Here is a 13927-nt window from a genome sequence, read left to right on the forward strand (position 1 = left end):
TTCATGCGGCTGCAGGCCCCTAAAAATAGTGCTCTGTATTTAGGTTCTTTCAAAACCGGCACCTTCCGGTCAGGCCTTTAGGGGTAATCATAAACAGCGTCCGCCTAAATTGTCAATCTGTAGCATTTGCTCCCGAAATAAGGATTTTGGACCTATAGAAAAACCTATGAAAGGGATGATTATCCAATTAAAGGCCTATTTTTTGGAACTCTATACAAATTCAAAGTGGCTGGTCCGATATAAAGGAGATAGTTGAAAGATAGTGTAATATATCTATTTTGTAAATTTTTAGATAATTGAGGTGGGTATTGGATAATGGTTCAAAAGAAGAATCGACAAACATTTGCATTTTTCATCATTTCTAGGACTATGTTCCTGTTTTTGCTTTTGGCTGTAACGATCTGCTCGTTTTCCGTTCCCGTTCAGGCCGCCGGACAGCAGCAAAAACCGCAAAATCAGGAAGCCTTTGACGCCATTTTCGTGCTCGACACGAGCTATTCGATGAACCATGCCGATCCGGACAAAATGGCGGGCGAGGTCGTCCGCATGTTTATGGATATCAGCGACGCCAGCCGGACGCGCATCGGATTCGCCGCCTACAATCATCAAATCGTGAAGTCCATGCCGCTTACCCCCATCTCCGTCGCCTCCAAACGGGACGAGATCAAGCGGCAGATCGAGGGACTCCGCCGCACGGGCTACACCGATCTGGGTCTGGGCCTGCTCACAGGCAGCAAGCTGCTGATGGCTTCCGCAAACGATGAGCAAACGGAAGGCCGCAAACCGTTTCTCATCCTGCTGTCCGACGGAGAAACGGATTTCGGCCCATACCGGCAATCCAGAACCAAGGAAGATTCGGCGAAAGACAGCGATGCCGCGATCAAAATGGCCCAAAAACACGGGTACCCCATTTACACGATCGGGTTGAATCATGACGGTACGGTAAATCCCGATGAACTGAAACGGATCGCTCAGAGTACCGGAGGCGCTTTCTATACGACAAGCAGCGCGGATGATCTGCCGGAAATTTTCAATCAGATTTTCGCCAGAGAAATGCGCTCCGTGCTGATGCCCGTGGCCGGGGTGACCGCTTCCGGCAAATTGCAGGAGGTTCAGGTGGAGATCCCCAACTCCTCCATGAGCGAAGCCAACATCATTTTGTTATCCGCGCGCCCGCTGAAGGACGCGCAGTTGTTCTACGAGTCCAAAAATATTCGCTTGTTCAAGTCGAACAGCTATACTCTGCTGAAAATCACCGCGCCGAAAAAGGGAACCGCGACGCTTAAATTCAAGGGAAGCTCGGGAGATTTGGTAAAAATCAGCTTGCTCGGCAGCTACGCCATGGAGGCGAAGGCCAGGCTGACGGACGGGAAAGCGATTAAAGGTAAACCCGCCGGAATCGAAGCGCTATTGATCGACGCCAGTTCGAACGAGCCGTTGCAGGAGAAGGAGCTTTATCAGGGACTAAGCGCCGAACTGGTCGTCCTGGATAAAACCGCAAACACCGAAAACGTGGTGGAAATGAAAAACGAAGGAACCAGGTTTTATGCCGAGCACACGTTCAGCGCATCCGGGGAATACGAGTGGTACGTGAAAATGGAGGGAGATACCTTTTTCCGGAACACACCGGCAACTGTTCAGAAAATCGTCAACCTGGCCCCGGTTGTTCAAGGAAAAGAGCAGCTTCAGCTAACGAAAGAGGACGGGCCGACGGAGCTTGATTTAAACACGTTGTTCCTGGATGAAAATGGGGACAAGCTGAGCTTTGCGCTGCAGGATGCGGCCGGCAAGGCGGCCCGGGCCGAACTGGCCGGCGATCAATTAAACATTTCGCCGCTGCGGACCGGCGGATCGGAGCTGACGATTACCGCCACCGATCCGGAAGGCGCCCAGGTCACGGCGCATCTGGCGCTGAAAATCAAATCCAAATATACGGTGCTGAAATGGTCCATCGCCGGCGGGCTTGTGCTGGCGCTGATCGGCGTTGCCCTGTATTTCTGGCTGCGGCCCAAGCCGGCCTTTGCCGGCAAACTGGAGGGCTATTTCCTGGCCACGGCCAGCGGCAGCGAAGTTCCGGTCAAATCGTGGCCGCTCACCTCGTTCCCCGGCCGAACCGTCAACCTTGGCGAGTTGTTCCAAAGCCTTGACGTCAACGAGCCGCTGCCGGAAGCGCGGAACATTTTCTTTACGGCGGGCAAGGGAGGCACCCTGATCGTACAAAACAAATCGCGCTGCTCGCTTGTTCGGGGCCGTACGCCGCTGGCAAACAACAAGCGGGAAACCCTCGAATACAACGACAAGCTGTACATTACCTTCGAGGACGGGATTACCGAACTGGAGCTGCGCTACAAAGCGATCAAACCGAGCACTAATATTTATACCCGCGCCGATACAGCCAGCTGAGCCTGCATTCGAGACGGATGGCCGCTTTGAACCGGTCCAGCGAAATGCGGCGCTTGTCCGCGGGCACGGCCAGCCCGCGTTCGATCGCCCGGGACAAAAACGGCCAGGCGCGTTTCATCTCCGCGTCGACCAGCTCCTGCCGCTCCTCAAACAAGCGTTTGCGGACATCGGTGGGAGCGTGGCCCCGGCAGCAGAAATACAGCACGGCGGCCAGGCTGTAAATATCGCTCTCCGACCCCTGGCGGGACTGCTCGGAATACAACTCGAGCGGGGAGTATCCCGCGGTCGTTAAAATCGGCCGTCTCTCCTCCGTTCCCCCCGTTGCCGCCGCCGAGCCGAAATCAAGCAGCTTGCAGGCCCCCCCGCTTGCGATCATCAGATTGCCCGGCTTCAAATCCCGGTGAATGATGCCGAAGCGGTGCAAATAATCCAGCGTGTCGATGAACGGAAGGATCGTTTCGTAGAAAAAACGCGGGGCAATGGCCGCCTTGTTAGCGGCTATGTATTTGTCGAGCGTGACGCCTTCGCAATATTCCATCACGATATACGCCGTCCCGTTCTGTTCAAAACGGTCCAGGCAGCGTACAATGCCCGGGTGGTCGAGCTTCTCCAGCAGTGCCCCTTCTTGCTGAAAAGCGTTCCAGAGCACTTCATATTTATCGGCCGCCGTGCCGGCCTTGCGGCGCAGCGTCGCTCCGTCCTTGCTCCTGTACACGAACCGGCCCGGGCAAAACTCCTTCACAACGCATCGGCTTCCGTCCGTTTCATTTCGCGCGGCATACACGACCGCCAGCTCGCTGACGGAAAGGACCTTGCGGATGCAGTATTGGCTGCGGGAAGAAGCTTCGCCTTCCCCTCCGATTCTGGCATTTCGCTTTAACTCAAGCCCAAGCATTTGATTACGATTCACCTTTCTATCCTGAACGATATTCCGCAGTATTAACCTGAGCGGGTTATTGACTTATTTTAACACATTAACATAACGTCTGGCGGCTGTCTTCACAGAGAACGGTTCCCCTAACGGACTTTCCCCTAGCAACGGACTCAAACGACTTTATTCGTTCATTTCCCGATCATTTCCTGCTTTAACGGTTGGCGCGAACCACGATCCGCAAGCCACGATCCGCGGGTCATGATCCGCGAGTCATGATCCATCCCGCAGCAAATCAGCCCAGCCCACTTTGCATCGCCCCCGCCGCCCGGTATAAACTAAAAGCATACCAAACCGATCCTATCATACTTTCCGGGGTGATTTTAGATTGAGCGTCAGCATCATTGTCGAAGGCAAAAACGACCGCAGCAAGCTGCGCCGCCTGCTGGGCGATGAGGTGCGCATCCTTTGCACCTTTGGTACACTGAACACGGCAAAACTGGAATCCCTGCGCAAGCAGGCGGGGGACGACGAGCTTTATCTGTTTCTGGACAACGATCCGTCCGGGAAAAGAATCCGCGCGGTCCTCAGGGACGCTTTTCCCGATGCCGAACAAATCTATACCAGACGGGGGTACGCCGGAGTAGAAGGAACGCCTGACGAATATTTAATCGCCCAATTGGAAAAAGCCGGACTGGAGGAATTTATTCTATATCCTCCGCCGGCTTCGTATTAAGCTGTTCATGTAAACCAGCTGTTCATGTAAACCAATAAGTTCGCGGGCAGGCCCTGTCCTTGTTCCAAATCTTTACGACCGGCTTACTCCTTGGCCAAGTCGATCACGCCTTGAGCGATTTCCTCGGGCGTCGCCTCGGGGCGGTAAATTTCGCGCAGACGTCCCTCGCGGTCGACCATCCCGATCAGGTCCATATGCACGAAGTTTCCGTCGTTATCCTTGTTGATCAGGATTTGAAACGAGTTCATCGCCAAATCGATCGTTTTTTGCTCATCCCCGCGCAGGAAATACCAGCCCGAATAATCGGCTTTGAATTTATCACCGAACGCTTTGACGTTCTCCAGCGTATCCCGCTGCGGGTCAAAGGTGATCGAGACAATGGACGCGTCTTTGCCGAACAAGCCCTTTTCCTTCAAAATATCCTGCACCTGGCTTAGCCGGAACGTCGTGATCGGACAAACGTCCGGACAGTTGGCAAAGAAGAAATAAAACAATCTAACCTTTCCGTTCGTGTCCTCCAGGGTGACTGTCTTGCCGTCCACATTTTGCATACTGAACTCGCCCACCGGCCGGATGACCGGAAGCTTCGGCTTGGCGGCATACGTGTCCCACAGCAGATATCCCGCCAAAACAACGCATATCGCCAGCAAAATCCAGGTCCACTTGTACTTTTTCAAAACAGCCATCCCTTAGACCTCCATCACAACCGTACGGTATCGAGAATCATAACGATCATGTTCACCGTCAAATAGTTTACGGAGAACAGAAATACTTTTTTCGCCCAAGCATCGTTGTCCTTGGTGCGGAAGCCCGTCAGCGCCATCAGCAGCCAGGCGACCGACAAAATTTCCGCGATCACCAAAAACCAGATCCCCGTATAGTCATAAACGTACATCAGAATCGGAATGGGTACGAGCAACACCAGATACGGGATCATCTGCAGCTTCGTCCGCGGAATGCCCTTCACAACGGGCAGCAGCGGAAAACCGGCCGCGCGGTATTCCTCCGTCCGCCGGATGCCAAGCGCCCAGAAATGCGGAGGTTGCCACAAAAACAACATGGCAAACAGCAGGCACGCGCCCAGATCGACGGTACCGGACGCCGCGACGTAGCCGATGACCGGCGGCATCGCTCCGGAAATCGCCCCGATGGAGGTGCTCCAGGTCGAAGTTCTTTTCAGCCAAAGGGTGTAAACAACGACATAAACGAACATGCCTACTGCGCCGAACAAGCCGGCCAGCGGACCGGAAAACGCAAACAAAACGGCAAGGCCCAAAATGCCCAAAACAACCGCGTACCAAAGCACCGTTTTCGGGGCTACCTTCCCGGTCGGAAGGGCGCGGTTTTTCGTGCGAGCCATCTTCATATCCATTTCCCGGTCAAAATAGTTGTTAAACACACACGAAGAGGCCATGACCAGCATCGTTCCCAGCAGCATCAAAACCAGCTTGCCGTATTGCAGTTGCCAATGTGAAGCCAACCAAAAACCGGCGAAGGCCGCGATCAGGTTCGAACGCAGGATTCCCGGCTTGGTCAAAGCGATGAAATCTCTCCAAGTCGCCGTCTCTCCCGGAGGAGTAGGTCTCACGGACAACGCAGCGGATTCCGAAGAAGCCTGATATCTTAATGGTTTGTCCACGCGCGATTCATCCTCCTACAAATTAGTATTGAGTTTGGACTAAGCTATATCTATAAATCCGTAAATTATTCGGCAATATTTCGCTCTCGCTATAAACTTTATCATAACAAACCAAGAAAGTGTTTGACAATCATCGGAATATCGCGTGGTTATTTTGACAATTTGGTGACACAAAGGCCGCTGGGATTGTCCAGCGGCCTTTATAAACTCATCTTTCGCAGAGCAAAAATCAGCGTGAGTCCTTGAGTTGAAGGTGTTCAATTATCTAAGATAGGCGGACAGAAGAGGTGTCTGGCTCAACCTTATAATCCTTGCTTGCCAGTCAAGTCGAAAACCGATCGTGGGCAAGAAACGCGGAAGGGCATCCGAAAGCTTGAGGATTGGGAATTGGGAATTGGGGGGCGGCAGATCAACACTCGCCGTCCGGGACTTTGCACGATTATCCCGTTTAATCAGGTAGCAGAGAGAAAGACAAGTTCGGAGAAAAAAATGTTTGGTGGAGAAGCAGGTAGGCTCGAGATAATTTAGACGGGCTTAGGAGAAGAAATCAGGTTTAAAGGAAGTAAAACATACCGGAAGGGGATCAAGACAAGGGATCAAGACAAGGGATCAAGATAGGGGATCAAGGACAAGACGCGAGGAAAACGAAAAGACCGTGATTTTGCTGTAGTCTGAACCCTTCCGTCTGCAGCAACGCCCGCACAGTTCATGTTAACCCCTACCCATTAAGTTGATCCGCATCAAGTAACCCCCACCGTTCCAGCGTCTCGATCAGGCCGCAGCCGCAAGGGGCTGATTCGGTTGGCGCGCGATCAGCCGGCGGTAAGAGATTGCCGGAATCGCCACACACATCTGTAGCAACTTCTGCCGCATCGTTTCTTCCGCTTCGGGCAGTCCTCCTTGCAGGCGCAGACGGCGGCGTACGGTGTATTCGTTCAGGTACGCCTGCAGATGCTTCAGTCCCAAGGCTCCATACGTACTCTTCAGCGATTCCCACGCCTCTCTCACCACTTTCCGCAAGGGAGTGTACAGCCGAAAGGCCTGAGGGAAGGACTGCACCGTCGATGTACGGACATCCACATGCCCGCTAATAAACGCGGTTAGATCGTGACGGCTTGCCCTTTTTTCGCTTCCCCGCTTATGCGGCACCAGGCGAATTTTGACCTGCTCCGGCTCGCCCGACTCCGTGACCGTGCAGCCCGCTACGACCGCAGAGGCGTACGGATGCGAAAGCTGACACCGGGACGGATTACGCCCATACTGATCGCTGTTCACCTTCACGTCTCCGGAGAGCAGCTCCCGGGCATCGAACTCCCCGGCGGCATGACGTATTTTGTGAAGCACTAGCCAGGCGGTCTTGTAGGCGACCCGGATCACCTGGCGCAGCCGCAGTGCCGAGATGCCGCCCTCCATCAGGAACAACTCCAGGGCCTGAAACCACTTCACCAGGGGGAGATGCGTTCCTTCAAAAATCGTGCCGACCAAAGGCGATGTTTGATGCTTGCACTTTCCGCACTCAAATAAGGGGATATTCCGGGAGGTCAGACGGCTGCACCGGGTGTGAGCGCAGCGCGGGCAGACAAAGCCGTTTGGCCACTTCATCGCGATCAGCGCCTCCATGCAGGCCTGCTCGCTGTTATAACGGCTGCTGAATGGCTGAAGTTCCGTTACCGTATTGACTTCCATATCCGCTCGCCCCCGAATCAAGAGTATACGAACATAAATTCCATTTATTTCATTATACAAAACACGCGTTCCCTTATCAAGTCAAAAATCTCACCTGAACCGCCTCATTTTTTCCTCATCTTTTTTGTTTTTTTCTTCTCTCTTTTTTGGAGCCCTACTCTAGCCCCCCCTGCTCCCTGCTCCTGAACGAAGGGAATAATCGTGCAAAGGCAGCCAGCCAGGCAGGGACACCAAGACACGCACGCTTTAGACAGTCCCTTTAGACAGTCCCCCGCCTGGCGTCGATTTGTGACACTGCTCGAAACGGCTACGGTGCAGAAGGTAGATCCGCTGAACCCACCGGATCGTGACGCCTCTACATCGTTGACGATTCCATGCTTCCATAGTTGCTCAACTTGATCACCGAAGCAACCCAAAAAGCCGGGAAGACACTGTCCGCCTCTGATTCAGCGTCAACTCCGGCAATGGATTCCCTGCTTTACCCAGCTATATCAAGGCTTGTCTGCGATGTTTTGCTGCGATAGCTTAGTTTTTAAATTATAGTTTTTTTACTTAACGACAAACCCCATCAGCCGCTGTACGTCCTGCAGCGTTTTTTCCGCCATTTCGGACGCTCGTTCCGCGCCCTGGCGCAAAATCTGACGCAGCTCGCCCGACTCGCGGATCTCGCGGTACCGCTGCTGCAGCGGCTCGATCACGCTGACGACGGCCTCGGCCAAATCCTTTTTGAACGGACCGTACATTTGGCCTTCGTAGCGCTTCTCCACTTCTTCGATCGTCAAACCGGCGCACTGGCTGTAAATCGTAATCAGGTTGCTGACTTCCGGTTTGTTCTCCGGATCGAATTTGACCTCGCGGCCCGAGTCGGTCGTCGCCCGGCTGATCTTTTTGCGGATAACGTCCGGTTCGTCCAGCAAAGCGATGTAACTGCCCGGGTTCGGGTTGCTTTTGCTCATTTTTTTCGAGGCATCGTCCAAAGACATGATCCGCGCGCCGACCTCCGGAATATACGGCTCCGGAATCGTAAAATAGTCGCCGTAGCGGTGGTTGAAACGTCCCGCCAAATCCCGGGTCAGCTCCAAATGCTGCTTCTGATCCTCACCTACCGGCACCAAATCGGCATTATAAACCAGGATGTCCGCCGCCATCAAGGCCGGGTACACGAACAATCCCGCGCCAACCGATTCTTTGCCCGCCGATTTGTCTTTAAACTGGGTCATCCGCTCTAGCTCGCCCATCGAAGTGAGCGTGGTCAACAGCCATCCGAGCTGGGCATGCTGCATTACATGGGATTGCAGATAAACGTTCGCTTTGTTCGGATCGATGCCCGCCGCGATATACAGCGCCGCAACGGCCTCGGACTGCTCCGTCAACGCGGCCGGTTCCTGTGGAACCGTGATGGCGTGAAGATCGACCACCATAAAGTTGCAGGCGTAATCGTGCTGCAGGGTTACGAAATTTTTGATCGCTCCGATGTAATTTCCCAATGTCAGTTTTCCGCTTGGCTGGATGCCGGAAAGCACTTTTTTCATCATTCATTGACCTCCTCGATTTAAATGCAAAAAAGGCCTCACTCCCGCAAGGGACGTGAGACCGTGGTGCCACCCTTATTCGCCGAATTCTCCAGGTCCTTGCAACAGAGCCACCCTTTGTGCAAGCCAACCTTGGGCCAAATTCAGCCTTACTGATTCCGTAACGTGGAACGACCCGTCCGGCATACTTCGCATCGCAGCAAGGCTTCCCGCCTGCCCGCGGTTCTGTCCGGCGCTCCGAGGCCCATTCGGCCAAAGCTCCTCCTCCGGTTCGCATCAACCACCGGCTTTCTGCAGGACGAACGTTTCGCTTACTTGCCCTCATCATCGCATTGTCGCTATGGCGAATCCTTGAGGCCGCCCGGACCTCCAGAAACCCGCTTCTATTGATTATCATCATAAAAGTGTTTGCCGTCCATGTCAAATTCATTTTTCGTCTACCGCAAAAAAATGTTATGATTAGTTTTAGCTTAAGGAACAGATAATTATGTGGGAAAAGGAGCAACGATATGAAAAAGGTGACCAAAGGGCAATGGAACGGTTACGATACGTATATCTTACATAGCCACGAACTTGAAGTCACGCTGCTACCCCGCCTTGGCAATAACGTGATTCGCATATGGGACCGTGTTCAGCAGCGCGATGTGCTGCGGTGCCCGGACGAAAGCGAACTGGATTTCTATTTGCAAAAGCCGTACCATTTCGGCATCCCTTTGCTGATTCCGCCGGGACGGATCCGCAGGGGGCACTTCACTTACGCGGGCCAGGAATATCAGTTTGACCGCAATACGGCAAACGACAACCATATCCACGGGCTGCACCGCACGCAACCCTGGCGCGTCAGCGATATCGAGGAAGACGACGAAGGCTGCGCCATCACCACGGAGTTCGTCACCTCGGACGATCCGAATTGGATTCGGCAATTTCCCGAACCGCTGAAACTTGAAATGACCTTGCGGCTGCAGGGCGCTTCTTTGAAGCAAACCTTTAAAATCACGCACCTGGGGCAAAAAGCCGCACCGTTCGGTTTGGGCCTTCACACCTGGTTCCTCATCGACGGCGAACCTGGCCGCTGGAACCTGAAGCTGCCGGTTAGCGGGCTGTTCAAAGCCGATGAAGAGCTGATCCCCACGGGTGAGATCGCTCCTTTAGGTCCCTGGGAAGCTTTAAACGAAGGGATGAACCTGCAGGGCGTAGATTGCGATACGATGCTGAACATCGGCGGCAAGCCCGCGGTGGCCGAGTTGACCCGGGATGACGGATACGGGCTGCGTTATTCCGCCGATCCGGAACATTTTAAATTTTGGGTTATCTATTCCAAGGGCGAAGCCGACCGGTTTTTCTGCATCGAACCTTACACCTGGCTCCCGGATGCCCCAAATTCCCCGCTGCCTGCCGAGCAGACCGGGTTGATTGATTTAAAGCCGCAGCAAACCGTAGAGCTGAACCTGAACCTGGATATCGTTTACCCTGAGGGCGAATCCGCTCCCGAAACCGACTCCTGATCCTTTTTTGCCATGCCTCAATACGAAACCAAGCGGCCGTCCATCATCCATCTGCGATGATGGACGGCCTTTTTGCGCCGCTGGCCGCCGATTTCTGAAATGAAATAATTACCACTACTAAAGATCGAAGTCTACCCGCATATTTTTCTCCCTAGGAACCATACTAACACCACAAAGGCAAAGGAGGTGACAACGATGGCAGGTAGAAACGGAAGCCGAAACAACCTTATCGTTCGTGAAGCCAACGCCGCGCTGCAACAACTGAAATTTGAAGCAGCTCAAGAATTGGGCGTCCAAATTCCGCAAGACGGATACTACGGGAACTACACATCCCGTGAAACCGGCTCCCTCGGGGGTTACATTACGAAACGTCTGGTTCAATTGGCGGAGCAGCAATTGTCGGGTCGTTCGAACCTGTAACTTGCATTCTCCTATCATTTAACACTATAGGGAACAGGCGATCTGCATATGCAGGTCGCCTGTTCCCCTTTAATGAGTCCCCGTTTACCGCGGTTTAAGAGGTCTTATCTTGTTTGTATGTATGGATGGCATCTTTACGCGAGTAGCGTTGGATCAACAAATTGGCCATGTTGTAATTCGATTCCAATATGGCATCGACGACAATCGTTCCTTGGCGAAGCGCAAATTCATAGCTGATTTCCCCGTGAGTCCAATACCGTTTGAACTTTAACGATTCGAGGGCCATCCTCCGAAAACATTGCATCTGCTCCATGGTCAGCCCTGCGCCCTCATCGGCGAGATGCCCGTTCCGTCCGGCAATCGGATTGTGGCGGATTCCGAATTTTCCGATGGTATTGTTGCGGATTTGGATGAATACGGTGCCTGACGTTAATCCGGAAAGCTCCTCTTCCAGCTCCTTAAATGCCATTTCCACTTGTCTGGCGAGTGAAATTTCATCGATTTTCAGCATATCCACCCTCCCTTCCCATGTAAGTCCCCATTATATAGGGCTTATGTCTCATTATAGGTCATAATTATATAACGTTCAACAATATACAACAAATTTGGTTAATAATTACTATGCAAAATATGACTGTAATTTCTTTTAATTACACAGCCTTTTGAACCGTAGCCGTTTCGGGCAGTGTCACAAATCGACGCCAGGTAATTGGGCTGTCTAAAGGGTCTTTGTGTCTTAGTGTCCCTGCCTGCTGCCTGCCTTTGCACGATTATCCCTTTTGTTCATGGAGCAGGGAGCAGGGGGTGGCTTAGAGCAAGGGTTCCAAAAAAAGAGAGAAGAAAAAACAGTAAAGATGAGGAATAAATGAGGCGGGTCAGGTGAGATTTTCGGCTTGATAAGAGAACGCATGTTTGGTATGATGAAATAAATGGAACTTGTGTTCTTAAATTCTTGATTCGGGGCAGCCGGCTACGACCGCCGAGGCGTACGGATGCGAAAGCTTGATCGAGACGCCGGAACGGTGCGGTGGAGTAAATATCTCGAATCTAGCCGTTTCTCCACCAATTATTTTCTTCTCCCGAGCTTGTTTGTTTCCCTGCAACCTGATCAAACGGGATAATCGTGCAAAGTCCCCAGACAGCGAGTGTTAATACTTTAATTCGTTTGGCAGTTGATTTAGGTCGGACTGATGGCCTATAACAATGTTCTCCTTGATTTGGAACGACTACCGTCACTGGGGTCCGTTAGCTTCGTGATGATTGAGCGTGGCCGTAAAAAAAACGGGCCCTCACCGCCACAATATGACGGGGGCCCAATCACACGATTTATTTTGTCAATTCCAGGAACGCATCGACGTCAGCCACGGATAACGCCATCGCCTCGCGCCAGAAATCCGGCTTGGTCAAGTCAACTTGCAGATGTTTGGCGGCCAGCTCCTCCACCGTCATCCGGCCCGTATCCCGCAACAGCGCGTCGTATTTCTCCGCGAACGCCTGGCCTTCCCGCTGCGCTATCGCGTAAATGCCGGTACTGAACATGTACCCGAAGGTATACGGGAAATTATAGAACGGTACATCCGTGATGTAAAAATGCAGCTTGGAAGCCCAGAAGTGCGGGTGATAGTTGCCCAGCGCCCCGCGGTACGCTTCCCGCTGCGCTTCCTCCATCAGCGCGGACAATTCGCCGGCGTCCAGCAAGCCTTGCCGGCGCTTCGCATAAAAGCGCGTTTCGAACAGGAAGCGGGCATGGATGTTCATGTAGAAGGCGATGGATCTCTGGATTTGGTCGGCGAGCAGCACGATTTTCGCTTCCTTGCTTGCCGCGTTTTTCACCAGGGCGTCCGACACGATCATTTCCGCAAAGGTCGAAGCGGTTTCCGCGACGTTCATCGCGTAATCCTGGTTGAACACCGGCAGCTCCTCCATCAAATACTGATGATAGGCGTGACCGAGCTCATGAGCCAGCGTCGACACGTTCGAAAGCGTTCCCCCGAACGTCATGAAAATCCGCGTTTGCTTGCTGACCGGAAGCGCGGTGCAGAAACCGCCCGGCCGTTTGCCGGAGCGGTCCTCCGCTTCGATCCAGCGCTTGCGGAACGCTTCGGCCGCAAATTCGGCCAATTTCGGACTAAAGCCGCCGAACTGCTTGACGATATCTTGCGCGGCCTGGTCGTACGTGATTTCTTCCGTCACTTTGCCGAGCGGTGCGTCCACATCGGCCCAGTTCAGCTTATCGAGTCCCAGCAGCTTCGCTTTGCGCTCCAAATAAGCGACGAATTTCGGCTTGTTCTCCTCGATCACCCGCCACATCGCATCCAGCGTCGCGCCCGACATGCGGTTGATCGCCAGCGGCTCCTTCAGGATATCGTCCCAGCCCCTCTTGTCGTACAGTTTCAAACGGAAGCCCGCCAGCCGGTTCAGCGTGTCCGCGCAATAATCGGCGGAATTGCTCCAGGCTTCCTCCCAGCTGGCAAATACCCGCTCCCGGACGCCGCGGTCCGGATCGTCCAGCTTGTTGGCCGCTTGGCCTACGGACAGCATCTTCACTTCGCCGCCCGGCTCCTGGAACGGCACGTTTACTTTGGCGACGATCGTGTCGTAATGCTGTCCCCAGCCGTGGTAACCGTCGATAGCCAGGTCCGAAGCCAGGCTCTCCAGCTCGGGCGGCAGCTTCTCGCGGGCTTCGTCGCGTTTTTCGCTGAGCACGAAGGAAAGCGGCGCGATCTCGCCGCGCTTCATCCAGTCCGCCCACACCTCGTCGCTCGTCAAGCGCAGCACGTTCCAGAACAAGGTCGTCACATTGTTGTACGCGGCCCGAATCGACGTTACTTTGGCGTCCAGTTGAACCGCCTTCTTGTCATGCTGATCCTGGGCCGTCAAACAGGATACAAAGCTGCCCGCTTCCGTCAGTTTGGCGGAGGCCGCCTGCAGCCCTTCAATGATTCCGTCAAAAGCTTCCGTGTCCTTAACCGAGGCCGGCGCGCCCATCTCCTTGATCGCTGCGTGGTAACCGGCAATATCGCGTTCCAACGTCTCCAGAAATTCGCGGAACGCCGCGGAAGAAGAGCCTCCCGGGAAAATCGAGTCAAGTTCCCAGGCCGGATCTAGGGGTCCATTGAATAATGTCATGGATAT

General features: G+C 53.6%; 11 protein-coding genes. 4 read left to right on the forward strand and 7 right to left on the reverse strand.

The annotated features are described in order from the left end of the window. The first annotated feature begins 381 nt into the window (after positions 1–381). Positions 382–2403, forward strand: coding sequence for a vWA domain-containing protein (locus NYE69_RS30260; protein WP_340929730.1), 2022 nt, complete (start codon positions 382–384; stop codon positions 2401–2403). On the opposite strand, the gene NYE69_RS30265 is transcribed toward NYE69_RS30260, so the two are convergent. After that, positions 2369–3313: a serine/threonine protein kinase gene (locus NYE69_RS30265; RefSeq protein ID WP_340929731.1), complete on the reverse strand. Its 945-nt coding sequence runs from the start codon at positions 3311–3313 to the stop codon at positions 2369–2371. The two genes, NYE69_RS30260 and NYE69_RS30265, sit on opposite strands and share 35 nt — an antisense overlap. A 349-nt stretch (positions 3314–3662) precedes the next feature. Here NYE69_RS30265 and NYE69_RS30270 point away from each other — a divergent pair, with 349 nt between their 5' ends. Continuing rightward, the gene (locus tag NYE69_RS30270) at positions 3663–4010 is read left to right on the forward strand and encodes a toprim domain-containing protein (RefSeq protein WP_036619841.1); all 348 of its coding nucleotides are present in this window, start codon (positions 3663–3665) and stop codon (positions 4008–4010) included. Between the two features lie 83 nt (positions 4011–4093). Here the strand turns inward: NYE69_RS30270 and NYE69_RS30275 are convergent, their stop codons facing one another. The 4 genes from NYE69_RS30275 to trpS all read right to left on the reverse strand — a co-directional run bounded on the left by NYE69_RS30275 (position 4094) and on the right by trpS (position 8867). Continuing rightward, on the reverse strand, positions 4094–4696 hold the full coding sequence (locus NYE69_RS30275) for an SCO family protein (RefSeq protein ID WP_340929733.1): 603 nt from the start codon (positions 4694–4696) through the stop codon (positions 4094–4096). A 14-nt stretch (positions 4697–4710) separates the two neighbouring features. Next, complete coding sequence (gene cyoE, locus NYE69_RS30280) at positions 4711–5649, reverse strand: heme o synthase (RefSeq protein ID WP_340929735.1); 939 nt, start codon at positions 5647–5649, stop codon at positions 4711–4713. A 771-nt stretch (positions 5650–6420) separates the two neighbouring features. Further along, positions 6421–7335: an IS1595 family transposase gene (locus tag NYE69_RS30285; RefSeq protein WP_340929736.1), complete on the reverse strand. Its 915-nt coding sequence runs from the start codon at positions 7333–7335 to the stop codon at positions 6421–6423. Between the two features lie 548 nt (positions 7336–7883). Beyond that, the gene (gene trpS / locus NYE69_RS30290; protein WP_340930585.1) at positions 7884–8867 is read right to left on the reverse strand and encodes a tryptophan--tRNA ligase; all 984 of its coding nucleotides are present in this window, start codon (positions 8865–8867) and stop codon (positions 7884–7886) included. Positions 8868–9376: 509 nt separating this feature from the next. Here trpS and NYE69_RS30295 point away from each other — a divergent pair. Both NYE69_RS30295 and NYE69_RS30300 read left to right on the forward strand, forming a co-directional pair. Then, entirely contained in the window at positions 9377–10372 is a 996-nt protein-coding gene (locus NYE69_RS30295; protein WP_340929738.1) for an aldose 1-epimerase, read from the forward strand. Between the two features lie 195 nt (positions 10373–10567). Next, on the forward strand, positions 10568–10792 hold the full coding sequence (locus tag NYE69_RS30300; protein ID WP_340929739.1) for an alpha/beta-type small acid-soluble spore protein: 225 nt from the start codon (positions 10568–10570) through the stop codon (positions 10790–10792). Between the two features lie 94 nt (positions 10793–10886). On the opposite strand, the gene NYE69_RS30305 is transcribed toward NYE69_RS30300, so the two are convergent. Both NYE69_RS30305 and NYE69_RS30310 read right to left on the reverse strand, forming a co-directional pair. Further along, positions 10887–11303, reverse strand: a complete 417-nt coding sequence (locus NYE69_RS30305; protein ID WP_328272393.1) for an O-methyltransferase — start codon at positions 11301–11303, stop codon at positions 10887–10889. A gap of 815 nt (positions 11304–12118) precedes the next feature. Continuing rightward, a complete protein-coding gene (locus tag NYE69_RS30310; RefSeq protein WP_340929741.1) occupies positions 12119–13921 on the reverse strand; it encodes a M3 family oligoendopeptidase in 1803 nt (600 codons plus the stop codon). Positions 13922–13927: the final 6 nt, after the last annotated feature.

It is taken from the genome of Paenibacillus sp. FSL R5-0527 (genome assembly GCF_038008055.1).
GTDB lineage: Bacteria > Bacillota > Bacilli > Paenibacillales > Paenibacillaceae > Fontibacillus > Fontibacillus macerans.